The following is a 26,431-nucleotide window of genomic DNA, read 5'->3' as shown; positions in this document are numbered from 1 at the left end:
ATATCCTAAAGCCGACTAACAATGTGATGTTTGTTGAAATGGGAAACCATAATATTCATTTGCTGATGAAACTCTTCTTCGACCCATTTTAAATGAGGTAGAACTACTTCAACTTTTATTCCGTAAATAGTTTCTAAAGTCTCTGTCGCACCGGACCCAGCGGAAATGACTTTAGATGGTAAAGATTTATTTTTATTGAACATTAACTCAATGGGTCCTGTAGATTCTGTTATAAATACATTGTCAAGTTCTAGTAAACTTGAAAAGTCTTCTGCATTATCGAATCGGTGTAAAACTATTTCAAACGTTTTAGACGGGTAAACGTTAATTACTTCTTTTAAAAAGTTAATATAATTACTTTTCTTCATAATTCCTGCATTTATAAATGCAGAACTTATAAAACAAACTTTATCTGACCTTTGAAAAGCTGTTAACCGCTTTTTCAAACGTTTAAAGTCAAAATAATATGCATTTTTAGCAAAACTTGGTAAGTCTATAACGTTTTTTCTCTTTAAAAGATATAAATTCACTTTGCTCATAGGTTGAACATTGAACCCAAAGATAAAAGTAAATACCTTTTTAATCTTGAACCTAAAAGAATTATATTTAACCCCATGTTCTAGTAATAGTGTCGCATTTCCATCTTCTAAGAGGATTAATTCTTTTGATTGCAAACCGTTAGCTAAACAGTTTACAAATTCATTATAAAATGAACTTACAACCAGCTTTTCTATGCCACGAAACTCTTCCAATATACTTTTCACAAAAACAATATTTTTAATAATATCTAACACGGTCCCTGAGAAGTTTACCCAAACAACGCGATCCCAATCACTTTCGTTTACTAACCTTTTCATTTGATCAATAGCGCCTGTTTTAAGGACGAACAAAGTATTAAATTCGTTCCTGTCTACTAATTCTAAAGCTTGCAGATATTGCAGCGGTTGAATTATCAAATACAAATTGTTTTTCATTAGCGAAGTTAGGCCTTTACCAAGTTACTCTTTAAAGTTTGCTCTATATACATCTGTGTCAATGCAAATTGCAAAAACAGACATGAAAGTGTTGAAATGCTCGCACCGATTATACCAAATTGGGGAATGAACATAAGGTTAAAGACTATATTCAAAACAAATACTACAGTAGTGACCTTTGACAGTTGTGAAGTCTTTTTAAAGTACCAAAGTATTGGCGAGAATATTTTGTAGAATCCTAGAAACATAAACCCTATTACCAAAATTACACCCGTATATTTAGCTTCTTGATATTGTGGAGGCAACAATATATCAACTAAATACCAAATAGAAACTGAGACAAACAAAGCCGCTAAAACAACAAAAAAACATGCTAAAAACATATATTTACGCATTTTTTTCAATGCAACAGGACAAAGCTGATTCTCATCGGAAGTTTTGCTTAAGTACTTTATAACAAATGGAGACCATGCCTTACTGAGGGAGTTCTGCAAAACAGACATGATCAATGCAAGTTGTAAACCACTCGCATAAATTGCAACCGCCTCCGCACCTAACATGTTAGATAATATTAATCTGTCCGACATAAAATACAAAGCTGCCATCAGGGTATGGGGCAATAAAGGCATTGTATAAGCTAAATTACTTTTTACTGTTGCTAAATTCAAAAACCTATGCTTGTCAGATTCGCGTAAAACAATGTAAATGGAAAACATCGAATAAACACTTGCGACACCAAGCATCGCATACAACTTTGACTCCCAACCCAAGCCTGTGTTATTTAGTAAAATTAACGTGATTATGAAAGTTAACAGATTTGGCCCAAGCAAAAACAAACCAAAAAGGCCATACTTTTTCTGACATTGAAACAGTACCACGGTTATTTGGTTTACAACATTTATAAAGCAAAGTATCGGCAATATAAGCAACCAACCTCTATTTGCTCCAAATATATCTACAAAAAATTCTGCGAAGATATTTGTTATTAACATTGCTAGTAAAAAAAATGGAAGAGCCAATAATAGTGTATTGAATAAATACGATTTAAAATCTTCTTTTTCTAACCTATAATATTCGACAAGTAGCCCCCCTAATGAGCAATGAATCAATGGAGCCAACAAAGCCAAAAATGCTTCCATTATAACCAACATTCCAAACTCACTTTGCTCAAGTTCATTAGTCAATATTGGTAACAACAGAAATGGAAAGACCGCATTGGCAACACTTAGTGTTGAGATAATTGCAAACGAGTTCAAGTTCCCGTTTTTATAGCGAGAAACTAAATTTAAAACTTTCATCAAAAAGATTGGCCTCAAGAATTGCTATCTTTCAAAAAATAGCTAAATCAAAATAAACAGGGACTAATAATTTGCTATCTTTTGATAGAAGGTCATACTCTCAACATGCTCATCTATATGGCAAAGATTTTCTGAATCACCTTCAAGAAACGCCTTTGTCTGCAGATATAACCCTGGTTTAAATTCATCATCTAATTGAGATTCAATTTCAACAGGCTCTATTTTTATTGTTCCATTAAGTTGCCTTTGTATTTTCTCCATTGGTTTTAAATAGTACCTACTTTTTTTTGTTAAAAACTCGAGACTCCAGCGACCAGCGGAACTCCAATTAGCCATATAATTGAATAATGCGCCATGCACACTTATTCCTGCGCCTGAAAATACAGCACCTGATGGATGCCATTCTAATTCACCACCGACATACGATGAAAGCTCCCTGGGTTTACCACCTAAATGGAATGCTAAATCGACTACGTGTGTAGAGTTAGCCAGAAACCAGTTAGATAATTCATCTTTCGGTTTATTTAACGTTTCAATTACATGTGCCCACTCTGTAAACTCAAAATTAAATGACGTAATTCCGCCTTCAGCCATTAGATTTTCTTTAAGTTTACACACGCTGGCATAAAATCTTCTATTATATGCAATAAAGACTTTTGAATTCTTCTCCCTAGCTAAATTAGCCAACATGCGTATTTCTTCAACTTTTTTTGCCCCAGGCTTTTCTACTAGAATCTTGTCAACACCATACTCTAAGAGCATCATTGTTGTATTGTACAGCTGATCTATACCCACACTTACAATTGCTGCATCAGGTTTTTGTGGAGAGGTTTCCAAATACTTTTCCACTCCTCCAACCACAACTTTTTGACCCGTCTTTTCTTCGAAAGTAGTTGCAGAGCTTTCGCTTCTTCCAATCACTTTGAATTCTTGTTCTTGCGCCGCTAAAACTTTTACGTAGTCAACTGACATGCCGCCAGCACCGATCAACCAGATCATATTAATTCCTATAAGCCTAAGTTATTGGACAAGCTTCAAATTGCTTATTCAACGAATTTTCAAGATGCGTTTTTATTGTGTTAATGAATGGCACGTGAAGACTTTTCGAATCAGAGAAAGTCGTCAGTTTACAGCTTTGAGTCTTGATAATGTCTTCGATTAACACGTGAGTTAACTGACTTTGGAACACCGCCTTAAATTGTGTTTCCACGCGTTCACCATTTCTTTCAATCGTTAGTTTACCTGCCGTTTCTTGTATCAGTATTGTAAAATTAGGAGTACGAATTTCAACGTTTACGGAGATCGAATCACCGTCGTCACAACTCAATATCATGTTCTTGTCATTTGACGATTTGCATTCGATTGTGCCGAGAACCTCATAAAACCCGGACCTTTTACTTTCCATCACTGATTTGTCACAAAGTTTCGGAAAGAGGGTAATCTCGGTAGTTCCTGATAAGTATGCAAATAGGTCGACAAAATGGATGCCGTTACATGCTAAGCCCCAGCTATTACCGGAAACCGTCATGTCAAACGAAGTTTCATTTTCAACTAAAGACAACAAACTTTGATAAGTTGCGTTTTGACGTCTCGGACAATTGACCCATGCTTTAATATTGTTTTCCCTCAACAAGCTTTCTGCTAACTCATATTCGGCAGCTTTTTGAAACAACACTTTTTCGAATACAACATTCTTGATCTGGCAGGCGTCAACGAGGTCTTTGAAAACCCGATAACGGATATTTGCGGTTGTCGCTATGATCACGACATCAAATTCAGAACCTTGACTCACGGCGTTTATATACTCGACAGCAGTTTTCGGATTGCCTAACTCGATCTCTTCAGCTCTGCTTTTGGCCACTGCCAAAGAATCGGAAGAAGGGTCGACTACGACAATATTTAGGGCCAATTCGCTTTGAACAGCCCCCTGTAAATGACGACTACCTAGTTGTCCCGCTCCGACAATTAGAATGTTAGGCATTCTGTTCCTCTTTTTTAATAATAGTTTCAGCAATGACGAAGTCTAAATACTCGTCTATATCCACAGAACAATTTTGCTCCATTTTGAAAGCAAAGTTATTACCCGATAACAAAAATGACTTTTCTTCTCTTAGTCTTTTTGCATTTACAAGATAGAGGGCTCCGTTTAAACGATAATGTGTAGGGAGGTCTTGACTTCGTTTGTTCTTTATTTCATCTGCTAGGAAGGAGTCCATATTACAGTCATCTTCCAAGACGTTGGACCACAAAGGAGAATGTTCCATTTCACAAACCGAAATTACCGCATCTGCATTTTTTTGATCTAAATAAGAGACCGAATCTGAGATATGTTTGGCCGTTCTCAATGGAGAGGTCGGCTGTAAAAGCATAATGTATTCATAAACAACGCCCTGTTGTTCGAAATAATCTAGGGCGTGAAGAACAACGCTAATCGATGAGCTTTCATCACCCGCTAAATTGACTGGACGTAAAAATGGAGCTTCACACCCCAAGGTCTTCGAAAGCTCTAAAATATCGGCGTCATCAGTGCTTACAATAGTATCATCTAAAACACCAGAACCAAGGGCCGCTTCGATTGTCCACTGAATTAAAGGCTTGCCCGCTAATTCCTTTACATTCTTCCCCGGCAAGCGCTTGCTTCCCGCTCGTGCGGGAATAACCCCAAGAATTTTTTTCTGAATCATGACGTTACAAACCTAAACTTAAAATATCTACTTGAGCTCGCTCAAAGTCATCCATTCGACCAATATCTAACCAGTACTCATAGAAAGGAAACATCAAAATTTTGTTGCCCAGGTGTCTTTCTAATAGTGTCGGCATATCAATTATTTCATTCGGTAAGACACTATCTATTATTTTGCGACTGACAACATATATGCCCGCATTCACATGAAATCGATGTGTCGGTTTTTCAACCATACTTTTAATTTCATTTCCCTCATTTTCAATTACTCCGAAAGGTACTTTGTATTCGTATTCGCGAACGCACATGGTTGCATTGGCATTATTTAAATTGTGGAAATTAAGGAGTCGCTCAACGTCTACTTTAGTTAAAATATCACCATTCATCATAATTACTGGCAAATCCGGTAAACTTTTTGGCAATAATCCAAGTGCGCCACCGGTGCCTAGAGGCTTTTCTTCATATACATAATTTATGGTTACTCCCCACTTTTCACCATTTCCAAAATATTCTCTAATCATTTCAGGAAGGTAATGGGTTGAAATATAAAAGTTGTGAAACCCTGCGTTAATAAAACTTAGTAGCAGAGTCTCTAGAATTGGTTTTTCACCAACTTTTAACAGTGGTTTGGGGCAATTATCAGTGAGTGGTCTTAGTCGAGTGCCAAACCCTCCCGCCATTAAGAATACAGGATTGTCATATCGCTCTTTGCGCAATAAGCCATAAAGTGTTTCGAGCCCAACAACTTCTCTTTCTGAATTAATGAGTGGTATCGACAATATTTGATTTTCTTCCATTAATTCAACAACTTGTTCTTTTGACGAAGTTTCAAATGCCACTACCGGATTACTGTTCATCACTGCAGAAACGGGTTCCGAAATTGTAATTTCGTTTAATAGCCCTCTGCGAACATCGCCATCCGTTAGAGTACCTTTTAACCTATTTTCTTCATCAACAACTATCGCTACTCTCAATGCCTCATTATTAATGGCTTCAAGCGCCTGTTTAATTGAGCTCGTTTCTAAGATAAGAGTATTTTGCCAACAATGACTCATGCCATACCTTTTTTATTTTCGTTGTTTTGTTACAGATTTTGCTGGGTAAATTGTGGTTTTACTGTCCACATTTTTATTAATTATTGCTCCAGCTCCTATTACAGTACTTGCACCTATATTAACAGATGGAATGACGACTGCACCAGCTCCAATAAAGCAATCTTTTTCTAAAGATACTTGACCACATAATGTTGAGTTTGGGGCTACATGACAAAATTCGTCTATACGACAGTCATGCTCTACCAAAGCACAACTATTAATAATACTTTGTGCTCCGACCTCAACGCCCGCTTGGATAGTTGCACTATGCAATATTTGCGCACCTTCAGCGACATTTGCATATACGGACACCTCTGCGTTATGTGCAACAATAGTCTCAAAATGAAAGCCAAGCATTGTAAAGTATTCGGCTACTTTTCGTCGAACATTCGAGCCAGGTGTCGAACCGATACCATTTACCAATAACACAGAGTCTGTCGTAAACTCATTTATGTCAGCATCCTCTTTGAGGTGCCTTAGCCCTGAGAATATACTCCTTTGCGCAATATCTGTAGGGCTTATTACGGCAAGAACGGTTCTGTTTTGCTTTAGCAAAATATCGAGTAAAACCGATGCATGCCCCCCCCCCCCAATTAAAACCAGAGGCTTTTTGTCATTATTCAACAAAAAGCTCTCCCGCCTCAAAATCTTTGGAAGCTATACTCCCGATTACCTGCCAAAACTTGGTTGGAGCGACCCCTGTACCCGGCCTTTTTACGACTATATCGTCGTCTTTAATAACTTGGCCTTTCTTCAACGGTTTGGCGACCACGATACTCTTTCTTGCAACTGCTTTGTTTTTGACTTCAGAAACAGTTGGAGACTTAACTCCACTGCCCAAAGCTCTTTCCACATTTCTGATTGCGTCCACCATACCTTTCAATTCCTGTGGCTCAAGCGACGCTTTGTGATCTGGACCTTCCATGTTTTTGTCTAAGGTAAAATGTTTCTCTATTAACACCGCACCTCGAGCGACAGCGGCTATCGGTATTGTAATACCCTCGCTGTGGTCTGAATAACCAGCTTGCAATTCAAAAGCGTCTCGTAGTGTATCCATTGCACGTAAGTTTATCTCAGCCATTGGTGCTGGATATTCGGTCGTGCAATGTAAAATTGTCACTTTTTCTTTTAATGCTTTCTGTCCTTCCACAGAAGCATAGGCCTCTTGAAATGCACTAACAGAAGGCTCGTGACTATCGCCACGGGTATAACCAAACGCAATGACACCTAACGCAAGCTCGATTTCGGCCAAGTTTGCCATTCCAGTCGAAACGATCAAATCGCACTTTGTCTTTGCGTGCTCCAGTACTAATGGTGCATTAGTGATTTCACCTGACGGTAACTTTAAAGTGGATAGTTTGAGGTCATTGACTAAAAAGTCCAAACTCTCGATGTCGAATGCTGTAGATAGAAACTCAATACCAAGTGATTGACAATATTCGACCAATTCGTGATGTGCATCGTATGACAACTCAAGTCTACTCAACATTGCCATTTGCGTTTCTTCTTTTTGCGTATTAGTTAATTGATAATCAGCTTGTTTTGCATCCTCGGTTACTAAGTTTTTAGCTTTAAAAGTCTGAAATTTTACAATGTCTGCACCTGCATGATATGCAGCATCGACCAATGAAAATGCTAGTTCCTTATTACCATTATGGTTAACACCAGCTTCTGCAATAATTAAAGTCATATTATTTACCTAGGTCATAAAAAGTTTTACAAGGCTCAAAGTTAGTTTTTTTTATCATTTCGATCACTTGTTTACTTGCATTGCCCGATCCATAAGGGTTATTCACTTTGTTACCTGGAGCTTTTAAGTTTACACCAGTAGCCAAGCCAATGGCTCTACTAATGTCCTCAACGTTTGCTTCGCAATGGAAAACACTATCTGCGCATAAACGCCCTTTTTGTCTAACACCAATATTTATTGTAGGTACGTTAAATGATGGCACCTCAATAATCCCACTAGATGAGTTTCCTATGACAGCACAAGCATGTTTGACTGCACTCAAATACCTTTTTTGCCCTAGTGAAGGTATCGCACACACTCGATTGGGATTCTGTATCGCGTAATCTTCTAAAAGAGGAATAATTCGCCTCCCCCCGTCATCTGCATTAGGGTATGTTAATATCACTTGGTGATCTTTACATCGGTCCAACGCTTCTAATAGTGCCTTGAAGCTTTCCTCCGGCGGCTCCTCACCCAATGTTACAGGGTGATACGTTACCAAAAAATAAGATTGATTTAATTCAAACCGCAAACTATCTGAAATTTCTTGGACCGTCATAAACTCAGTCCTTTGCAAGTGGTCAAGTCCAATTGCGCCTATATTCCTTACTCTATTAGGGTTTTCGCCCAATTGAATAACTCTTTGCCTGTACTCTTCAGTTGACGTGCCATGTAAGTAGCTTAATTTTGTAATTGCATGCCTAATAACATCATCATAAGCGCCTTCAGTTATTTCCCCGCCGTGCAAATGAAAAACCGGAATTCTTAAAATCATAGATGTTTGCGCTGCAGCTAGTGCTTCGAACCTATCACCAAGAACAACTAAAAGATCAGGCTGCAAGCGCGATAAAGCATCTGCAAAGCCTAAAACACCTAACCCCATACTTTTTGCGGTACCAACTGGGCTATCAGATGATAAAAGTATTTCAATTTTCTCATCTATTTGAAATCCATCTTTTTCAATTTGATGATAGGTTTCTCCAAATTCTGGGGATAAATGCATACCTGTAACAAGTAGTTGCAATTGCAGTTCTGGGTCCGCTTGAATATCCTTCATCAACCAATAAAGCAAGCCATATTCGGCTCTTGTTCCGGTAAAAACGGCAATTTTTTTTAACATCTTAAACATTGCTTATCGGCGAACTGGGTAAATTAACAAGGTGTGCTTCGAAGAACTCTGAGTTAGACAAATCCCCTCGCATAGCATCTTTATAGGTTGGTAATCTATGCATGAGCTTCCAAATAGGTCTTGTCATTACGCCATTATTATTAGTTTCAACCAAAAATTCATAACGGGCTTGCTCAGACGGACATAAGATTGCATTTAACCAATAATTGGATTTCGCATAATCGGGCTCTTTTACAAATTGATAGTCAGACTTAGCAAAAAATTCTTGATATATATTTGCGATTTGTCGTTTAGATTTAAGGTAACTATCAAGTACTTCCATTTGTGCGCAGCCTAGTGCTGCATTTAAATTGGGTAACCTATAGTTAAAACCAGCTTCATCGTGGTAAAACTCGTATGGATGAGGTACTTTTGCTGTTGTTGTTATGTGTTTGGTTTTGTTACCTTGTTCCAAGCTATTACAAAGTACCATGCCACCGCCGCCTGTGGTAATTACTTTATTGCCATTAAAACTAATTGCGCCAAAAGTACCAAAGGTGCCTGTATGTTTTCCTTTATAAAAAGACCCCAAACTTTCAGCGGCATCTTCAATTAGTGCGAGCTTCCATTTTTTGCACACCTCAATAAGTTCATCTAATTCAACTGGGTGCCCAAATGTATGCATCGGCACAACAGCTTTAATAGTTTGCTTCGTAGCCCTGTGAATTGAGCCAATATCAGTTAACTCAGCGTTTTCGTGCAAATATAAATCTAGCGCCTTCGGGCACAAGCCTAGAGTTGTGCGAGATACATCTACAAATAAAGGCTCAGCACCCATATGATGCAATGCATTGCAAGTAGCCACAAAGGTAAGTGCTTGTGTAATAACCAAATCACCAGCCCGAACGCCAGCCATGTGTAATGCAGTGTGCAAAGCAGCAGTGCCGTTTACAGTTGCAACAGCTTTAGGGCTACCCGTATAGCTTTCAATTTTGCGTTCAAAGTCATCTACATACTGACCAACGCTCGACACAAATGTGCTTGATATTGTATTGCTAACGTATTCTTGTTCATTGCCATTAAAACTAGGTGCATGCAATGGTATAAAGTCATCAGTTTTATAAATGTCTTTAACTAAATCTATAAGCTCTTTATGCATTATGACTAACCTTACATTTTACTATCTAAGTATTTACCAGTTTCTTTATGGCCGAAATCAGGGAGCATTTTAAAGAAAAGTTGCACTAATTGTTCTTTAGTCCAAGCTTTATCTTGCTTTAATGTCGCAATTTTTTCTTCAAATTCACTAACTAATTCCGCATCAAACATAGGTTCATTTTTAATAACACCTAAATTTTCAAAACGTTTCATATCTAATGTTTCATTATCAGTAAAAAACTCTTCAAAATCTTTTTCACCTGTAGTGTCACTATCGGTAAAGAGGCATGGCCATTTACCTTGTTTCGGTAATGAACGGGCTAACTGCCTAGCTTCTCCTTCTGTACTGCATAGATAAGGTTCATAGCCTAAACTTTCTAAATGTTTAACAGCAATATCAGCAAAAGTAATTAAGTGCAGTGCTTCACTCAATTTTGGAAAAAATATGTCACGGTTTTCACCGAATATACACGACATCAAACAAAGTTCGCCAGACTCCTGCGGTGTAACAAAATAACGTTTGATATCACGAGGGGCAACAATCGGCTGCTGTTTTTGAATACGCTGGTTAAAGCCATGTAATAGTGAGCCATCAGAAAATGCAACATTTGCAAACCGCGCTGTAGAAATAGCAATATCAGCACTACGGCGCATTAAAAACATTTCCATTATCCGTTTTGAGGCACCCATCATATTTACAGGGTTTGCCGCTTTATCAGTTGAAACACAAAAATATTTTTTTGAGCCATTTTCAGCAGCTTGCTTCATGGTTTTTTCGGTATTGAAGATATTAACGTCAATCATGCGCATCAAAGTGAAAGGATCTTTTTCACTTCGAACATGTTTTAATGCCGATAGATTAAGTACGTAGTCATATTCGCCATCAGCATTTATGAAAGCGTCATATTCAACAGAACCAATATCTAAAGCAAATGTTTGAAAGTCACCATTTATATAACCAAACGAACTTCGAATGTCTCGAACTAATTCAACCATATTATTTTCATTAATATCGACAACATGGAGTTTTTCAGGATTACGTTTAAATATTTCTTTCGTTACTGCTTGGCCAATCGAGCCCGCTCCACCTAAAATTAAAAACTTTGATTTAGATACAACGTCCAACAATTTAGTTTCATTGTTAGCAATGTCTTGCTTAAATAACGCTTCATTACGGCCTATTAATGGCAAAATAGGTTTCATTACCATACTCCTTTTGTGTCAACCAAATACGGTAAACTTAGGGTCTTAGATCTAAATTCTTGATGGTCAACTAACAAAACATGAATATCAGCCGTAATTAAAGCATTTTCTAAATCTACAAGTTTTATATTTTTTAAATTAGTTGGGAGCGATTGTACATTTGGCTCTACCGCAAGAACACTGCCATTGTGGAACTCCGCCACTTTTTGCGTAATAACTAATGCTGGACTTTCTCGCAAATCATCTATGTCTGGTTTAAACGCTAAACCATAACAAGATATAGTTACATCTATTGCTGTTTTGTTTGGGTTTGATTGTAAAAAATCCGCTACAGCTAATTTAACTTGGTTTATCACCCATTCAGGCTTAGCATCATTTACTTTACGGGCTGTATGAATTAATTGCGCTTGCTCTGGTGTTTTTGAAACAATAAACCAAGGATCTACCGCTATACAGTGGCCACCAACACCAGGGCCAGGTTGCAAAATATTAATACGTGGGTGGCGGTTAGCCAGAGAAATAAGCTCCCACACGTTAATGTCTAACTTGTCACAAATAATGGAAAGTTCATTTGCAAAGGCGATTTGTACATCTCTGCACGAGTTTTCAGTTAACTTAGTCATTTCAGCAGTGCGGGCATTAGTTGTAACACATTCACCTTGCACAAAAGTTTTGTATAACTCGATTGCTTTTTCAGAGCACAGAGAAGTCATACCACCTATTACACGGTCATTTTCAACTAATTCACGCACTACATGCCCTGGTAAAACTCGTTCTGGACAATGGGCCACTCGAATGTCTGACTGCTCACCCGCTTGTTGCGGAAAACTTAAATCTGCTCTAGCTTGTGCAAGCCACTCGGCCATTTGCTCAGTTGCACCAACGGGGGAAGTTGATTCAAGAATAACAAGGTCACCCTTTTTCAACACTGGCGCTATAGCTTGTGCTGCTGCTTGAATATACTTTAAATCAGGGGCAGGAATATCACCTTCGTTTTCAGTAGGTAAAAATGGCGTTGGCACGGCAATTAAAAATGCTTCGGCTGGTTCTGGCGTGGTAACCGCTTTTAAGTAGCCTTCTGTTACCGCAGCGTGAACTATCATATCTAAGTCTGGCTCAACAATATGAATTTCACCTTTATTAATGGTGTCAACTGCGTGTTGATTAACGTCTACACCAATTACTTTTTTCTTGCGAGATGCAAACATCGCGGCAGTTGGTAGGCCAATATAGCCTAAACCTATTACTGATATGGTTTCGAATGACATATAAATCCTGTTTTTTTTGAGATTCCCGCCTGCGCGGGAATGACGTTCTTATTTATTCAGTGTTGTGCGTTTCAACGAAATTCCCGTCTCACAAAATATAATTTAACCAGCAGCTAAAGCGTCTAATATTTTTACGCAAGCTTTACCATCGCCATACGGGTTATGGGCAAAGCTCATTTCATTGTAATATTTTTCATTTTCTAATAGCTTCGTTACTTCGCTGACTATCAAGTCGACATCTGTGCCAACCAATTTGACGGTCCCCGCTTCTACAGCTTCTGGCCTTTCTGTGGTTTCACGCATAACTAATACAGGTTTACCCAACGATGGAGCCTCTTCTTGAATACCACCTGAGTCAGTTAAAATAATATGCGCTTGATTCATTAGGTATACAAATGGCAAATATTGTTGAGGCTCTATTAAATGCACGTTATTAACGCCCGATAAAATACGTTTTACCGGCTCTTGCACATTAGGGTTTAAATGTACTGGGTATAATATTTGGCAATCTGGATGGGCTTTAGCTGTTTGTGCTAACGCTTGACAAATACGTTCAAAACCGCCACCAAAGCTTTCTCGCCTATGCCCTGTGACTAGAATTAATTTTTTGTCAGCGTCTAACATTGGAAACTGTGCAGCTAATTGCTTACTTAATTCTTGATTTGTTTCTATTTGTTGTTTAACAAGTAACAACGCATCTATAACCGTATTACCCGTTATATATATATTGTCAGGAGAGTAGTTTTCTTTTAGAAGGTTAGCTCTTGAGGTATCCGTTGGCGCAAAGTGAAATTTGGTTAAAGCGCCCGTCAATTTCCGGTTTGCCTCTTCCGGCCATGGTGAATAAATATTACCAGTGCGTAAACCAGCTTCGACATGTCCTACCGCAATTTGCTCATAATAAGCGGCTAAGCTAGTAGCAAAGGTAGTTGCGGTATCGCCATGAACAAGTACGACATCAGGCTTAAACTCCTTTAACACTGGGGTTAGTTCTAACAAGATACGGCTAGTAACTTCTGGCAAGGTTTGGCCTGCTTTCATTAAATTCAAATCGTAATCTGGCGTTATATTAAATAGCTCTAGCACTTGATCAAGCATTTCGCGATGTTGAGCCGTTACACATACTTTTGCTTCAAAACGTTTATCACCTGATAAAGCATGAACAAGTGGCGCCATTTTTATCGCTTCAGGCCGTGTACCAAATACTGTTAATACTTTCATTAATTTACTACTCTATATTTTTCACAAAGTGACGAACAAGCACAAAAGCTATACTAAACATGCCGCCTAACATTACCCCTAATACACAAAACAATGCACGCTTAGGCTTTGATTTTTTTTCAGGCACTTTGGCTGGCACAATAGTTTTGATCAAATATTGTTCGCTAACCTCGGCTAGCATAAGGGTTTTAGTTTGGCTTTCTATCATGTTGTAAAAAACAGATTGCATTTCGGTAATGTTGGTTTCAGCTATTTTAGCTTTCAAATAATTAATATTTTTGTGGGCTTCCTGCATATCTTGTTGTTGATAAAAGCTATTAATTTCTTCTTTTAACAATCCTACCCATTTAAAAGCAATTGGTGGTGAATAATGCTCTATTGCTATAGTTAGCATGCCACTTTTAGCATCGTGCGATATACTCAGCATTTTGCTAAGTTCTTTATACGTTTCGTAGCTGGTAGGCTCTGGCTCTTCACCTTCATCGACTTCCATAGCCCATGCTTTAGTTTCGGGGTTGTAAATATCGGTGTCATAAATTAGCCTATTATTTTTTTTATCCCAACCTTTTACCGCCATAATTTGTGGCTTTAAATTATGTTGTTGCCAAAACGCCTCTAAAAACGGCCAGCTTTTCATTAATTCAACCGCTTGGTCTATTCTGCTGTTATCGCCACCACCTAGATTAATACCCGCCATAGCAGCCAAGCCGCCATACTGCGCAGCCAGCGCGCCCATGCCGCCTTTATTATCGGTTTGAGCTGGTGCCAATATCATTTCCGATTTATACATATTCGGTAGCGAGAGCGCATATATTACTGATGCAATAGCAAATATTGCGGTAATGGCGATTATTTTTATACGCCCCGCCCAAATTATGCTCCAGAGTTCGCGCAAATCAATTTCGTCATCCGCACTTTGGTAGGCAAAGTCGCTATCTATGCCATTCGCCATTTGGCTTGTTAGTTTGTCTTCTATACGTGCTAGGCGGTATTCTAATTCTTTATCCATAGTTATTTACCACTCACTTATAAGGCTGCTACGGCGGCAACCGCTACAGTTGACTGATAAATAATACTGGTTACTTCTTTCCATATTGTTAGCGCTGGTATTGGGTCTACATTTGTTGGTACAACTATAGTGTCGCCTGGCGCTATGCTTGTATCAAAGCCAAACCACCCCGTATTAGAAACTACTCGGCCATTTGCTTTTATTATATATACGTCACTGCTTTCGGCTAGTTGGTTAAAGCCGCCTGCTGCGTCTATGTAGTCGTCTAGGCTCCAGCCGTTGTTATGTACTTGGGCTGTTGGTGCATATACCTCACCAATAATAGATACAGCTTGGTTTATTTGCGGCACTATTAATGTGTCGCCGTCACGCAGTTTTACCGATGTTGTAAAATCTAGCATTTGTTGTTTATTAATTATCATTCTGCCAGAGGCTTTAGTGGCTTCTAGCTGCGATAGCAGTGCCAATACAGTTTCTGCATTTTGCGAATCACCTGCGTTTATTTGGCTAGAAACAAGCTCGCGGCGCAATTTACGCTCGGCATCGTTCAATAATACTTGTTCTTTTTCTTTTAAATAGCTGCGGGTAAATATGCTTGCATCGACAAAGGCTTTGTCACTAAAACCGCCAGCTCGCTCTATAAGCTGTGCTAAGGTTTCACCTTTATTAATTGCATAAGTGCCAGGAAATTTAAATTCGCCCATTAAGGTTACCGTTTCGTGGTCGCGCCACTCTGGTATTGTTTGAATAGAAATAGTATCGCGCGGCTCTAATTTTGTTGTTTTTAAGCTTTGCTCGTCCATGCTTATTGGCATAATTTCAAACTCTGAGCTATCCGTTAAATTGGTTTTAAAGCGGCTCAAGTTTGCTGTAATCATGTAGCTTGATTCAGTAAAGCCACCTGCGGCTGCTATTAAGTCGGCTAGTGCCATGTTTTCAGCTAGTGGGTATGTACCCGGAAAACGTACTTGGCCATTTATGCTTACCAATTTTTGTTGGTTTTGTTTGTTGGTTTGGCTTTTAATTTCAGCTATTAAGTCGGCAAACATGCTGTCGCGTTTACCGTTTATTGAAAACACGTACAACTTGTCTTGTGGTTGCAGTGTTTTACTTAAATCTTGTGCATTGTTTAGTTTTATAACATCAAATTCGGTTATGTTTTTTGCAAAGTCTCTACGCTTTAGTAAGGCGTAGTCTAAATCGGTTTCTAGTTTAAGGTCGTACGCGGCTTTTACTAGGTCTTGTACTTGCATGTTGGCGGTTAATGGGTATTCACCTGCGTAACGTACATGGCCGGTTATGTCAACTGTTTTGGCTGGTTCGTCTAAACGTGCTTGGGCCCTTAAGCGGTTTAGTAAGCCGTTTAGTTGACGGCTTTGATCAGCCGCAAATACGTATATTTTGTCGCGTGGGGCCAATTCAACATTTGCGTTCGATTCTGGCTGTGTTAGCGCTTGTTTTAACGAGAAATGTATGGCCGACAATGTACGAATGTTGGGTTCTTCGCGCACTATAATGCCGTATTCTAAATCTGGGTTGGCTTTTAGTTCGGTAATACTGGGGATTACGTCTATTAATTTTAGGCCCGTTTCAAACGCAAATGTGCCTGGGCGGTGTACGTGGCCTTCTAACTTAACTATGTTTTCCATTTCATCAAGCACTGAGTATACGCGTAGTATATCGCCTGATTGCAATTGAATTTTTTTGTTTTTGCTTTTTGATAGGTCTAAATCAACCACTGTGCGGGTACCGTCTGAGCGTAGCCTTTCTACTTTAGATGCATTTGGGTAGGCTGTTGTTAATAAACCACCTGCTAAATTAATTAGTTGCTGGGCTGTGGTGGTTTGTTTTAGCTCGTATATTGCTGGGCGCTTTACTTCGCCATCTATCCCGACTGTTTCGCCTACTGGTGGTATAAATACTACATCGCCTGGTAATAGGTTGGTGTCGTTTGATGTATCGCCTTTTAATAGTAGGTCGTATAGGTCAAATGTAGTTACTACGCGGCCTTTGCGTTTTAGTTGTATGTTACGTAATGAGCCAACCTCAGTTATACCGCCCGACACAAATAATGCATGGGTTATGCTTGATAAGCTGCTAACTGTGTAGGCACCTGGTTTGTATGCTTCGCCTAATATAAATATGCGAATTGAGCGTAGCTCACCCATGGTTACGTTGGCTTTTGCGCCTATTACTTTTTGGTCTATTTGCTCGTTTATAAAACTTTTAAATTCTGAAAAGCTCATGCCTACTACTTGCATTGGGCCGGTTTCGGGCATGGTTATTGTGCCGTTGCGGTCTACTGCTAGTTCGTAGTTTTTATATTCTTTACCAAATAGTTGTACTTTTACTGTGTCGCCTGGGCCTAATACGTATTCGCTTGGTACTGGTACGTCGGTTGCTGGCGCAAAGGTAGATGGGCTACCAGCAAATAGTTCGTAACCAAATGGTTTTAATACGCGGGCTTTTTTGCCTTCTTTTTTGGCATCTCCATCTGACTGCATGCCAGTTGCGCTGCTTAGGCCTTTGTCTACCTCGGTAACTACTGCGTCGTCTACCGAGCGTGAGCTTACTACTTGTGGGTTAGTTACTTTTTCGCTGTTTACGTTTTGATTTAATTCGCTTAGGTTTACGCCATATTGTGTCGCAAGTGCTTGTTGTTGCGCTTTGGGTAGTTGTTTGAACTGGGATATTTGTTCCTGCGAAGGTGTGACAGCTTGGGCTTGCTGATTAAGTAAGATACTCGTGAGGAGTAAAAGCATGACTCGCTTCATTTATTAACGTTCCCTTTTCAAATGCGATACAAATATTACAATTTGCTTATAATCTGGAGTTTGATTTACCCAGATATTTATAGCGCGATAATATATCAAATTTATGGCAAGTTGCGAGTTATTTTTTGTGATCTAGGTTGCAAGTAAGCCTTTTATTAATTTGAGGGTTGTTATTTAAGTTTTTATTTTTGCATATTTTGGGATTTAGCTAGTTAGGTTGCGGTTTTACGCCCTAGATGAACCATTTGACATTATTAAACATGGGATGTTAGGTGGTTGGTTATTTTGGAGTTGGCTGCGCTGGTGTTTGGGCGTTGCAGGTTGGTTTTCGCGTGCGCAAGCTGCACGCCTACTGTTTTTGTGTTGGTTGGTGGTTTGGTGTTGCTGCGTTGGAGTTTGTGTGTTGCTGGTTTTCGCGCCAGCAAGCATGACGCCTACGGGGGATGGGGTTGCTGGTTGGTTTTCGCGCCAATTTTCAGTAATTGCGTTGGTTGTTCTACTGTGTATTTCGCGTGCGCAAGCTGCACGCCTACGGGGGGCGGGGTTGTTTGGTTGTTTTGGGTTGGCTGCGCTAGGGTTTGGGTGTTGTTTATTGTCGGATGCGCTTAGGCTTATCCGACCTACTGTTTTTATGTTGTTGGTTTTATATTATTCAAATACCGAACAGCCGTGCTTGAATTTTTTCACCCTGTAGGCGCGATGCTTGCTCGCGTGTTTTGGCGTTAGCTGCGCTAGGGTTTGGGTGTTGCTGGTTAGTCTCGCGTGCGCAAGCTGCACGCCTACGAGACGGGGTTGTTTGGCGACGAGGTTTGTGGTTTACACCCTGTAGGCGCGATGCTTGCTCGCGTGTTTTGGGTTGGCTGCGCTAGGGTTTAGGTGTTGCAGGTTAGTCTCGCGTGCGCAAGCTGCACGCCTACGGGGGCGGGGTTGTTTGGTTGTTTTGGGTTGGCTGCGCTAGGGTTTGGGTGTTGTTTATTGTCGGATGCGCTTAGGCTTATCCGACCTACTGTTTTTGTGTTGTTGGTTTTATATTATTCAAATACCGAACAGCCGTGCTTGAATTTTTTCACCCTGTAGGCGCGATGCTTGCTCGCGTGTTTTGGCGTTAGCTGCGCTAGGGTTTGGGTGTTGCAGGTTGGTTCTCGCGTGCGCAAGCATGACGCCTACGGGGGGGGGGGTGCTGGTTAGTTTACGCGCCAGCTTTCGGTAATTGCGTTGGTTGTTCTACTGTGTATTCGCGCCAGCAAGCTTGACGCCTACTGTTTTTGTGTTGTTTGGCGACGAGGTTTGAGGTTTACACCCTGTAGGCGCGATGCTTGCTCGCGTGTTTTGGGTTGGCTGCGCTAGGGTTTAGGTGTTGCTGGTTAGTCTCGCGTGTGCAAGCTGCACGCCTACGAGACGGGGTTGCTGGTTTAAACTTTAACCTAGATAGGTTAAAGTTTAGATTCTAGTGCCAAGTAACGGTGCGGCCAGCCATTAAATCCTCTTGATCGTTTGTGTTTTTTCATCCCATACAACTGCATATTGGCCAAGTTTTTTCTTTTTATCTAATTCTTTGTTTACAGCTGTTTGTAATGATTTTTGAATCTCTAAAGCTTTTTCTGAGGCTTTGACGTTAAAATTAATATTCATCATTTTCACCTGTATATAATAATTCGAAGTATGCTCTATTTATAACATTAACTTCGTTTTTTGTCTGCTCATAAACCAATACGGGTAATGATTCATGGTTTATGTAGCACTCGGTGTTATCTACCAATGCACCATATTCTTCAAATAAGTTTTTTAGGCTTTTGCTAAAACGTCTTTCTAAAGCTTCAGTTGGTATGTTGTGGCCACCATGTTTTACACGTTCTGCAACTCGTTCTTTCGACATTTCAACACTAGGTAGCGCTAAATATATAAGGTCGACATCCCAATTAAGCGCTTTTAGCCTTTTAATTAGTCTTAAGTAATTTTTACCTGCTAGCGTTGTCTCTATTGCAAAGTCTTTCTCCTTTTTTATACAGCTTTCTATTTCTTTTAATAATAGTTTGCCAGCTGTTATGAGTTCCTGCTCTGGTGCTAACGGTGATAATCCTGCAGCAATTAAATCTGCATTGATAAAATGCGTACATTTAACAGCATTCGCTAAGTACTCTAATGCAAATGTTGTTTTCCCAGCGCCATTTGGGCCTGCAATTATCCAACATTTAGGCATTAACTTTCCTCTCTATGAGTTTTTAATCAGTTATTATTCCATAGCTTTAAGGATATTTCATAATTTTTTCATGGCCATTATTTGTTTTTGTAATTCTTATATGTTAATGCTTTTTTGAGACTGGTTGATTCAGGCGCCCAGCTTTCGGTAATTGCATTGGGTTGTTCTACTGTGTATTTCGCGCCAGCAAGCTTGACGCCTACGTTTTTTTGAAGTTGTGCTATATTTTTTATTCTGGTTTTGTGTTTATTTTTAACAAGGATTGTTTGAATGAGTTTTCCTCATATTTTACATCATGGTGCGGTTGATGGGGTGACAGGTTCTTGTCATCGTTTGGTTTTGTCTGCTTCTGAAAGCGTTTTAATTGATTGCGGTGCTTTTCAGGGCGCTGAAACCTCAGGCCGTGCTTCTGCTAATTCTCCTAAAATTGATTTTGAGTTTAAATCTGCCATCGCTTTGGTTGTTACTCATTGTCATATTGATCATGTTGGACGTATTCCTTGGTTGGTCGCGGCTGGGTTTAATCGTCCTATTTATTGTACTCCCGCTACGGCTCAGTTATTGCCTATGGTATTGGAGGATGCGATTAAGTTAGGTATTACTCGTGATAGTCGCACTGTTGATAAGTTTGTTCGAGTTATCGAGCGTTTAATTGTCTCTGTTGAGTATAAAACTTGGTTTAGTTTGTCTGAACTGTTTAAGTTTAAATTTCAGCCTGCTGGTCATATTTTAGGCTCGGCTTATGTTGAGTTTGATACCTTGGTTGATAAACGTAAACATAGGTTTGTATTTTCTGGTGATTTAGGTGCGCCCTACACGCCTCTTTTACCTAGTCCTAAAGCACCATATAGAGCGGATACTTTAGTAATAGAGTCAACTTATGGTGATAAAAATCATCAAAAGCGTCGACAAAGAAAAGCCGAGTTAACCAAGGTGGTTGAGTCGTGTTTAACAAATAATGGTGCTGTTTTGATTCCAGCTTTTAGTATTGGTCGTACTCAGGAGTTGTTGTATGAAATTGAGGATATTATTGCCAAGCATCCTAATTCTAAAACTTGGCAGGATTTGACTGTTATTTTAGATTCGCCAATGGCGGCTGATTTCACCCAGCATTATAAGCAGTTGTCGAGTTTATGGGATAAAGAGGCCAAGCGTAAGGTTAAGATGGGTCGGCATCCGCTCGATTTTGAGAATTTGTATACCATAGATAGCCACGAGTCTCATTTATCTGCCATTAGTTATATTAAACAGAAAGGTTCGCCTTGTATTGTTATTGCGGCATCGGGTATGTGCAGTGGCGGCAGAATTATGAATTATTTAAAAGCGCTGTTGCCGGATGCGCGAACCGATGTTTTGTTTGTAGGTTATCAGGCAAGAGGTACTTTGGGGCGGGATATTCAGCAGTATGGGCCCAAAGGTGGTTATGTTTTTATTGATGGCGAGAAGTTGTTTGTTAAGGCCGGTGTTTATACTTTGTCTGGTTATAGCGCCCATGCTGATCAGAAAGATTTAGTGAATTTTGTCAAACGTATGCGACATAAACCCAAGCATATCAAGATAGTGCATGGTGATGATGAGGCGAAGTTAGCCTTGCAGCGTGTTTATCAAGATTTGTTACCCGAGTGTTTGGTAGAAATTGCAGGGTAAGTTTTGGGGTTGGTGGTTTTGGGGTGGTTTGGGTTTATATTATTCAAATACCGATCACCGGTGCTTGAATTTTTCACCTTGTAGGCGCGATGCTGACTTACATGGATGTAAGTCGTAGGCAATGCATGGAGCATTTTTCCGATAGCTCGCGCGTTTTGGGTTGGCTACGCAGGGGTTTAGGTGGTGTAAGGTTAGTTCTCGCGTGCGCAAGCTGCACGCCTACGGTTTTGCAACGAGGTTTGAGGTTTACACCTTCTAGGCGCGATGCTGACTTACATGGATGTAAGTCGTAGGCAATACATGGAGCATATTGCCGATAGCTCGCGCGTTTTGTTGGCTGCGTTAGGGTTTGGGTGTTGCTGGTTGGTTTACGCGCCAGCAAGCTTGACGCCTACTGTTTTTGTGTTGGTTGATGGTTTTGTGTTGGTTGGTGGTTTTGTGTTGGCTGCGCTGGGGTTTTGGGAGTGGCTTGTTGGTTTACGCGCCAGCAAGCTTGACGCCTACGGGATCTGTGTCGTTTGGCGACGAGGTTTGAGGTTACACCTTGTAGGCGCGATGCTTGCTCGCGCGTTTTGGGTTGGCTAAGCTGGGGTTTAGGTGCTGCTGGTTGGTCTCGCGTGCGCAAGCTGCACGCCTACGGTTTTGTGTTGTTTGGGAGATTAGGGTTGGCTACGCTTGGGGTTTAGGTGTTGCGGGTTGGTTCTCGCGTGCGCAAGCTGAACGCCTACGGTTTTGTGTTGTTTGGGAGATTAGGGTTGGCTGCGCTGGGGTTTTGGGTGTTGCTTGTTGTCGGATGCGCTTAGGCTTATCCAACCTACGGTTTTAGGATTGGTTGAGCATTGATTGATGTTTCGCTAACAGCGTAAATTCAATCTTGAATACATGGCAACAAATTTTTTATTTTTCACAAAGTAGCTCAATGATTTTATTTAATAATACAGCTTGAACACTTGGCTTTAATTATGCTTTCGTTTGCAGTAAAAATTTTTAACGGTCGTATGTAACTAGTAAGCTTTAGTTCACCTTGGTTTAGTTCTTTGTCGGTAATTACTAGTGCATTTTTATCTGAATAAGCCTTACTTGTTATTTGGCACAGCACCCAATCATTAGACTCCTCTTGGGCGACTATAACAGCAGGCCTGAGCTTTGATTTTGTAAGGTCTGAGAATGGAAAGTTTACAAATACAATATGACCTACTGAAAGCTTTTCCATGCTTGCTCTTCTTCTTCGTTATTCCAATCTTGTAGTGCACTTTCAGATAACAAGCTAATCTCAGAGGCCTCTTTTTTTTGCGCTGCTAATTTCTGTTCTTTAAAAACAATAAAATCTAGCACTTCTTGTTGCACGTCATCAGGTAAATTTCGAGTATGTTCGGTTATTTCTTTAATTAAACTTTCCATAATAGCCTCGCACATGCGATCAGTGTGATATATGTTTTTATTTTACCCTGCTTATCCATTTTGCGCTAGTTTTCAGCATTAGCCTACGACTTACATCCCTGTAAGCCAACTGCACGCCTACGGGGTCTGTGTTGTTTGCGGGTTTGGGGGTGGCTGCGCTGGGGTTTTAGGGGGCTTATATTGAGCTGAATATTTTTCTCCTCAATCTTAGCGCTCAGCTCTCTGTCTTTTTAAGATTTATTTTATGGCTGCTCTTCCATTGAATCATAAATTTGTTTGGCGAAAGCTTTAAAATCGCCTAATCTCAGCGTAATTATAGAGTAAACAATTTGCCAGTCGAGTTCTTGATATGCGTGGACAGCTGTATTTCTAAAACCAACCGCTTTAGCCATGCGCTCTGCTGTTTCTTGTTTCAATAGGCCTGCATTTGTTAATGCAAAAAATGCTTTAGACATAGTGTCTGGCACTGCGATTTCCTGCCTACTAATAATGTGAAGCGCAATATCTACGCAGGTTTGTATTGCCCTTTCTAAATTTAATACAATAATGTCTTGTAAATCATAATCGTTAACTAACAATTCACATGACTCTGGTGTTTTGGTTTGTATACGATTCAGGCTACGCCTTAAGCTTTCGAGCTTGTTTAGTACGACTTCATTATCCATGGAGAAACCTTTTTTGCCTTTCTTTAAGGGTTCGGATCACATAGGGCATCATATCCGCTTGGTTGTATATCATTTTACTGATCAATTTCTCTTTTGCATCCTTGTCATTTTCTATAAGCACCACCCCTTTGCTCAGCACTTGTTTGAGTATGGTGCCATTGAGATTGCTCAGGTCTGTTAAATCAATAGAGCGATTAAGTTGTTTTTCTAATTGCGAAGCTAAAGTTAATTTTTGAGATGTATTTAGCGGCTGATTAAATAGCACAGCTATATCTACATCACTATCTGGACGCATTTTACCGTTAACTGCCGAGCCATAGAGTATGGCAATTTCTAACTCCGGCTGTTGATTTAATATTTCTTTGAGTCGCTCAATTATCATTGGTTTATTAATATTATAGGTAGCATTTTAGATGCTTATTTCAGGTAAGTGTAATGGTCAAGTTAATTCTATAGCAAGTTTTATTATTTGTTTTAAATAAGGATCCATAGCAAATTATATATCCAAATTTAAAGCTAGGGATTAAACCTTACTACCACATGCGATCAATTTTATATCTATATTTATAGAACTCTACTTCGCGCGAGCTTTCGATAATTGCCGATAGTTCGCCCGTTTTGGGTTGGCTACGCTAGGGTTTGGGTGTGGCTTGGTCTCGCGTGCGCTTTCGGTAATTGCTCCTGCATGACTCTACGACTTACATCCATGTAAGCCAGCTGCACGCCTACGGTTTTGTGTTGTTTGGGAGATTTAGGTTGGCTGCGCTAGGGTTTGGGTGTTGCTGGTTGGTTCTCGCGTGCGCAAGCTGCACGCCTACGAGGCGGGGTTGTTTGCGGGTTTGGTGTTGGCTGCGCTGGGGTTTGGGTGTTGCGGGCTGGTTCTCGCTCGGTAATTGTTCCCTGCATTACCCTACGAATTACATCCCTGTAAGCCAGCTGCACGCCTACGAGGCGGTGTTGCTGGTTTAAACTTTAACCTAGATAGGTTAAAGTTTAGATTCTAGCGCCAAGTAACGGTGCGGCCAGCCATTAAATCCTCTTGATCGTTTGTGTTTTTTCATCCCATACAACTGCATATTGGCCAAGTTTTTTCTTTTTATCTAATTCTTTGTTTACAGCTGTTTGTAATGATTTTTGAATCTCTAAAGCTTTTTCTGAGGCTTTAACGTTAAAATTAATATTCATCATTTTCACCTGTATATAATAATTCGAAGTATGCTCTATTTATAACATTAACTTCGTTTTTTGTCTGCTCATAAACTAATACGGGTAATGATTCATGGTTTATGTAGCACTCGGTGTTATCTACCAATGCACCATATTCTTCAAATAAGTTTTTTAGGCTTTTGCTAAAACGTCTTTCTAAAGCTTCAGTTGGTATGTTGTGGCCACCATGTTTTACACGTTCTGCAACTCGTTCTTTCGACATTTCAACACTAGGTAGCGCTAAATATATAAGGTCGACATCCCAATCAAGCGCTTTTAGCCTTTTAATTAGTTTTAAGTAATTTTTACCTGCTAGCGTTGTCTCTATTGCAAAGTCTTTCTTCTTTTTTATACAGCTTTCTATTTCTTTTAATAATAGTTTGCCAGCTGTTATGAGTTCCTGCTCTGGTGCTAACGGTGATAATCCTGCAGCAATTAAATCTGCATTGATAAAATGCGTACATTTAACAACATTCGCTAAGTACTCTAATGCAAATGTTGTTTTCCCAGCGCCATTTGGGCCTGCAATTATCCAACATTTAGGCATTAACTTTCCTCTCTATGAGCTTTTAATCAGTTATTATTCCATAGCTTTAAGGATATTTCATAATTTTTTCATGGCCATTATTTGTTTTTGTAATTCTTATATGTTAATGCTTTTTTGAGACTGGTTGATTCAGGCGCCCAGCTTTCGGTAATTGCTCCCAGCATTACTCTACGACTTACATCCTTGTAAGCCAGCTTGACGCCTACGGTTTTGTTTGGAGGTTTGGTGTTGGCTGCGCTAGGGTTTGGGGTGTGGCTTGTTGTCGGATGCGCTTAGGCTTATCCGACCTACAATTTTTGGGTTGGTGTTATTTTAATATGTGAATCGCTTTGTTGGTAAAATCGCTAAGTGTTAGGTATTTTTGATTTATTAAAATTTGTTCTAGGACTTGTAAATCGATATTTAGGTAATCATGCACTAGGCTATTTCTCATCCCTATTATTTTTCTCCATTCGGCTAGTTCTTCTAATGTAATGAAATTATTCTCGGCTAATATTTTAAAAGCTTGGTACGCATCGCTTGCTGCTACTTTTTGTATTTTTTTGGTTAGGTGTTTAGCTAGTCCAATACAAGCTTCTGTACTGAGTTGAAGTAGTCGTTCTGTTGCTCGGTAATCACGCGGTCTGAAGTTTTGATTTAGAATATCTTCTCTTAACTCTTCCAGTTGCGTTAAATTACTAGCTATATGTGATTGAACTTCGTTAAGGTAAAGCTTTAATCCATCAGTCATTATGTTTTATCCCGCTGATTTATTGGCAAATTCGTACTGGTTCATGATTCGCTGTTCTTCTTTTATTAGCCTGTATTCATTTGCTGAGTGTATCACTTTGCCTTCTGCGATCACTGAAAATGCAAGATAAATTGGTACTTGGTTGATATCAATTAGGCTTAGCTTGATGTCGTACCCTAATTCATCTTGCCAATTTAGTTGTTGTTCTTGAATTCTTTCTGTTGATTTTATTTTTTCTGAGTAGAAAGTTTTGTACGCAATTGCTATGTCGTAATCACTGTGTTGGCGAGCCGTATTTCTCGCTCTAGAGCCGTAAAGCCAGACGATTTCAATTTCTTGATTGTTAGATGCAAGTTGAATTATTTTTTGTATCGTTTGTTGGGTCAATTTGTGTCAGGTATTGTCTGATAGCCGTGTTTTAATGTTAGCCTAATTGTTATTTGGGTTCTATGTTTTTGTGTGGCTAGTGGTTTTCGGTAATTGCATAGGGTTGTTCTACTGTGTATTTCGCGTGCG

General features: G+C 39.6%; 27 protein-coding genes. 2 read left to right on the top strand and 25 right to left on the bottom strand.

The window, feature by feature from the left end:
- Positions 1–5: 5 nt before the first annotated feature.
- The 17 genes from XM47_RS12835 to XM47_RS12750 form a co-directional block, all read right to left on the bottom strand.
- Positions 6–974, bottom strand: a complete 969-nt coding sequence (locus tag XM47_RS12835) for a hypothetical protein (protein ID WP_048693195.1) — start codon at positions 972–974, stop codon at positions 6–8.
- 8 nt (positions 975–982) lie between these two features.
- Positions 983–2,272 carry an oligosaccharide flippase family protein gene (locus XM47_RS12830; RefSeq protein WP_048693192.1) on the bottom strand — a complete coding sequence of 430 codons (1,290 nt, stop codon included), beginning with the start codon at positions 2,270–2,272 and terminating at the stop codon, positions 983–985.
- Between the two features lie 63 nt (positions 2,273–2,335).
- A complete protein-coding gene (locus tag XM47_RS12825; protein ID WP_048693190.1) occupies positions 2,336–3,271 on the bottom strand; it encodes a Gfo/Idh/MocA family oxidoreductase in 936 nt (311 codons plus the stop codon).
- A 16-nt stretch (positions 3,272–3,287) separates the two neighbouring features.
- Positions 3,288–4,253 carry a Gfo/Idh/MocA family oxidoreductase gene (locus XM47_RS12820; protein ID WP_048693188.1) on the bottom strand — a complete coding sequence of 322 codons (966 nt, stop codon included), beginning with the start codon at positions 4,251–4,253 and terminating at the stop codon, positions 3,288–3,290.
- Positions 4,246–4,956 (bottom strand): acylneuraminate cytidylyltransferase family protein, encoded by a 711-nt coding sequence (locus XM47_RS12815; protein ID WP_077066558.1) that lies wholly within the window; start codon positions 4,954–4,956, stop codon positions 4,246–4,248. The genes XM47_RS12820 and XM47_RS12815 overlap by 8 nt, the downstream gene beginning before the upstream one ends.
- 4 nt (positions 4,957–4,960) lie before the next feature.
- Positions 4,961–6,010: a nucleotidyltransferase family protein gene (locus tag XM47_RS12810; protein ID WP_048693185.1), complete on the bottom strand. Its 1,050-nt coding sequence runs from the start codon at positions 6,008–6,010 to the stop codon at positions 4,961–4,963.
- Positions 6,011–6,022: 12 nt separating this feature from the next.
- Positions 6,023–6,673: an acetyltransferase gene (locus XM47_RS12805; protein ID WP_048693325.1), complete on the bottom strand. Its 651-nt coding sequence runs from the start codon at positions 6,671–6,673 to the stop codon at positions 6,023–6,025.
- Positions 6,666–7,739, bottom strand: coding sequence for an N-acetylneuraminate synthase (neuB, locus tag XM47_RS12800; protein ID WP_048693183.1), 1,074 nt, complete (start codon positions 7,737–7,739; stop codon positions 6,666–6,668). The genes XM47_RS12805 and neuB overlap by 8 nt, the downstream gene beginning before the upstream one ends.
- Before the next feature lies 1 nt (position 7,740).
- Complete coding sequence (neuC, locus tag XM47_RS12795; protein ID WP_216595991.1) at positions 7,741–8,898, bottom strand: UDP-N-acetylglucosamine 2-epimerase; 1,158 nt, start codon at positions 8,896–8,898, stop codon at positions 7,741–7,743.
- Between the two features lies 1 nt (position 8,899).
- On the bottom strand, positions 8,900–10,045 hold the full coding sequence (locus XM47_RS12790; RefSeq protein ID WP_048693178.1) for a LegC family aminotransferase: 1,146 nt from the start codon (positions 10,043–10,045) through the stop codon (positions 8,900–8,902).
- A gap of 11 nt (positions 10,046–10,056) precedes the next feature.
- The gene (locus XM47_RS12785; RefSeq protein ID WP_048693177.1) at positions 10,057–11,247 is read right to left on the bottom strand and encodes a UDP-N-acetylglucosamine 4,6-dehydratase; all 1,191 of its coding nucleotides are present in this window, start codon (positions 11,245–11,247) and stop codon (positions 10,057–10,059) included.
- Complete coding sequence (gene wecC / locus XM47_RS12780) at positions 11,247–12,515, bottom strand: UDP-N-acetyl-D-mannosamine dehydrogenase (RefSeq protein WP_048693176.1); 1,269 nt, start codon at positions 12,513–12,515, stop codon at positions 11,247–11,249. The genes XM47_RS12785 and wecC overlap by 1 nt, the downstream gene beginning before the upstream one ends.
- A gap of 102 nt (positions 12,516–12,617) precedes the next feature.
- Positions 12,618–13,736 carry a non-hydrolyzing UDP-N-acetylglucosamine 2-epimerase gene (gene wecB / locus XM47_RS12775; RefSeq protein ID WP_048693174.1) on the bottom strand — a complete coding sequence of 373 codons (1,119 nt, stop codon included), beginning with the start codon at positions 13,734–13,736 and terminating at the stop codon, positions 12,618–12,620.
- 7 nt (positions 13,737–13,743) lie between these two features.
- A complete protein-coding gene (locus XM47_RS12770) occupies positions 13,744–14,745 on the bottom strand; it encodes a Wzz/FepE/Etk N-terminal domain-containing protein (protein ID WP_245623470.1) in 1,002 nt (333 codons plus the stop codon).
- Positions 14,746–14,762: 17 nt separating this feature from the next.
- Positions 14,763–17,507 carry an SLBB domain-containing protein gene (locus XM47_RS12765; RefSeq protein ID WP_172656533.1) on the bottom strand — a complete coding sequence of 915 codons (2,745 nt, stop codon included), beginning with the start codon at positions 17,505–17,507 and terminating at the stop codon, positions 14,763–14,765.
- Between the two features lie 1,488 nt (positions 17,508–18,995).
- Complete coding sequence (locus XM47_RS19195) at positions 18,996–19,151, bottom strand: hypothetical protein (RefSeq protein WP_172656532.1); 156 nt, start codon at positions 19,149–19,151, stop codon at positions 18,996–18,998.
- On the bottom strand, positions 19,141–19,719 hold the full coding sequence (locus tag XM47_RS12750; protein ID WP_048693166.1) for an ATPase: 579 nt from the start codon (positions 19,717–19,719) through the stop codon (positions 19,141–19,143). The genes XM47_RS19195 and XM47_RS12750 overlap by 11 nt, the downstream gene beginning before the upstream one ends.
- A gap of 270 nt (positions 19,720–19,989) precedes the next feature.
- On the opposite strand from XM47_RS12750, the gene XM47_RS12745 reads away from it, so the two are divergent.
- Positions 19,990–21,366, top strand: a complete 1,377-nt coding sequence (locus XM47_RS12745; RefSeq protein WP_048693164.1) for an MBL fold metallo-hydrolase RNA specificity domain-containing protein — start codon at positions 19,990–19,992, stop codon at positions 21,364–21,366.
- Positions 21,367–21,642: 276 nt separating this feature from the next.
- Positions 21,643–21,951 (top strand): hypothetical protein, encoded by a 309-nt coding sequence (locus XM47_RS12740; protein WP_149865510.1) that lies wholly within the window; start codon positions 21,643–21,645, stop codon positions 21,949–21,951.
- Between the two features lie 340 nt (positions 21,952–22,291).
- Here XM47_RS12740 and XM47_RS12730 read toward each other — a convergent pair whose 3' ends face one another.
- The 8 genes from XM47_RS12730 to mntA (XM47_RS12700) form a co-directional block, all read right to left on the bottom strand.
- Complete coding sequence (locus XM47_RS12730) at positions 22,292–22,579, bottom strand: type II toxin-antitoxin system PemK/MazF family toxin (RefSeq protein WP_048693158.1); 288 nt, start codon at positions 22,577–22,579, stop codon at positions 22,292–22,294.
- Positions 22,561–22,767 carry a DUF2281 domain-containing protein gene (locus tag XM47_RS12725; protein WP_048693156.1) on the bottom strand — a complete coding sequence of 69 codons (207 nt, stop codon included), beginning with the start codon at positions 22,765–22,767 and terminating at the stop codon, positions 22,561–22,563. Before XM47_RS12725 ends, XM47_RS12730 begins: the two co-directional genes overlap by 19 nt.
- A gap of 242 nt (positions 22,768–23,009) precedes the next feature.
- Positions 23,010–23,432 (bottom strand): type VII toxin-antitoxin system HepT family RNase toxin, encoded by a 423-nt coding sequence (gene hepT / locus XM47_RS12720; RefSeq protein WP_048693155.1) that lies wholly within the window; start codon positions 23,430–23,432, stop codon positions 23,010–23,012.
- Positions 23,425–23,814 (bottom strand): type VII toxin-antitoxin system MntA family adenylyltransferase antitoxin, encoded by a 390-nt coding sequence (mntA, locus tag XM47_RS12715; protein WP_048693153.1) that lies wholly within the window; start codon positions 23,812–23,814, stop codon positions 23,425–23,427. Before mntA (XM47_RS12715) ends, hepT (XM47_RS12720) begins: the two co-directional genes overlap by 8 nt.
- A gap of 647 nt (positions 23,815–24,461) precedes the next feature.
- Positions 24,462–24,617 carry a hypothetical protein gene (locus XM47_RS19190; protein WP_172656532.1) on the bottom strand — a complete coding sequence of 52 codons (156 nt, stop codon included), beginning with the start codon at positions 24,615–24,617 and terminating at the stop codon, positions 24,462–24,464.
- The gene (locus XM47_RS12710; RefSeq protein WP_048693150.1) at positions 24,607–25,185 is read right to left on the bottom strand and encodes an ATPase; all 579 of its coding nucleotides are present in this window, start codon (positions 25,183–25,185) and stop codon (positions 24,607–24,609) included. The genes XM47_RS19190 and XM47_RS12710 overlap by 11 nt, the downstream gene beginning before the upstream one ends.
- Positions 25,186–25,492: 307 nt before the next feature.
- A complete protein-coding gene (gene hepT, locus XM47_RS12705; RefSeq protein WP_048693148.1) occupies positions 25,493–25,915 on the bottom strand; it encodes a type VII toxin-antitoxin system HepT family RNase toxin in 423 nt (140 codons plus the stop codon).
- Between the two features lie 6 nt (positions 25,916–25,921).
- On the bottom strand, positions 25,922–26,302 hold the full coding sequence (mntA, locus tag XM47_RS12700) for a type VII toxin-antitoxin system MntA family adenylyltransferase antitoxin (RefSeq protein ID WP_048693147.1): 381 nt from the start codon (positions 26,300–26,302) through the stop codon (positions 25,922–25,924).
- Between the last annotated feature and the right edge of the window lie 129 nt (positions 26,303–26,431).

Source organism: Catenovulum maritimum, from assembly GCF_001050375.1.
In the GTDB taxonomy this organism is placed as follows: domain Bacteria; phylum Pseudomonadota; class Gammaproteobacteria; order Enterobacterales; family Alteromonadaceae; genus Catenovulum; species Catenovulum maritimum.
The sequence above is the reverse complement of the archived record's forward strand: the minus strand, read 5'-3'. Positions and strand labels throughout refer to the sequence as shown.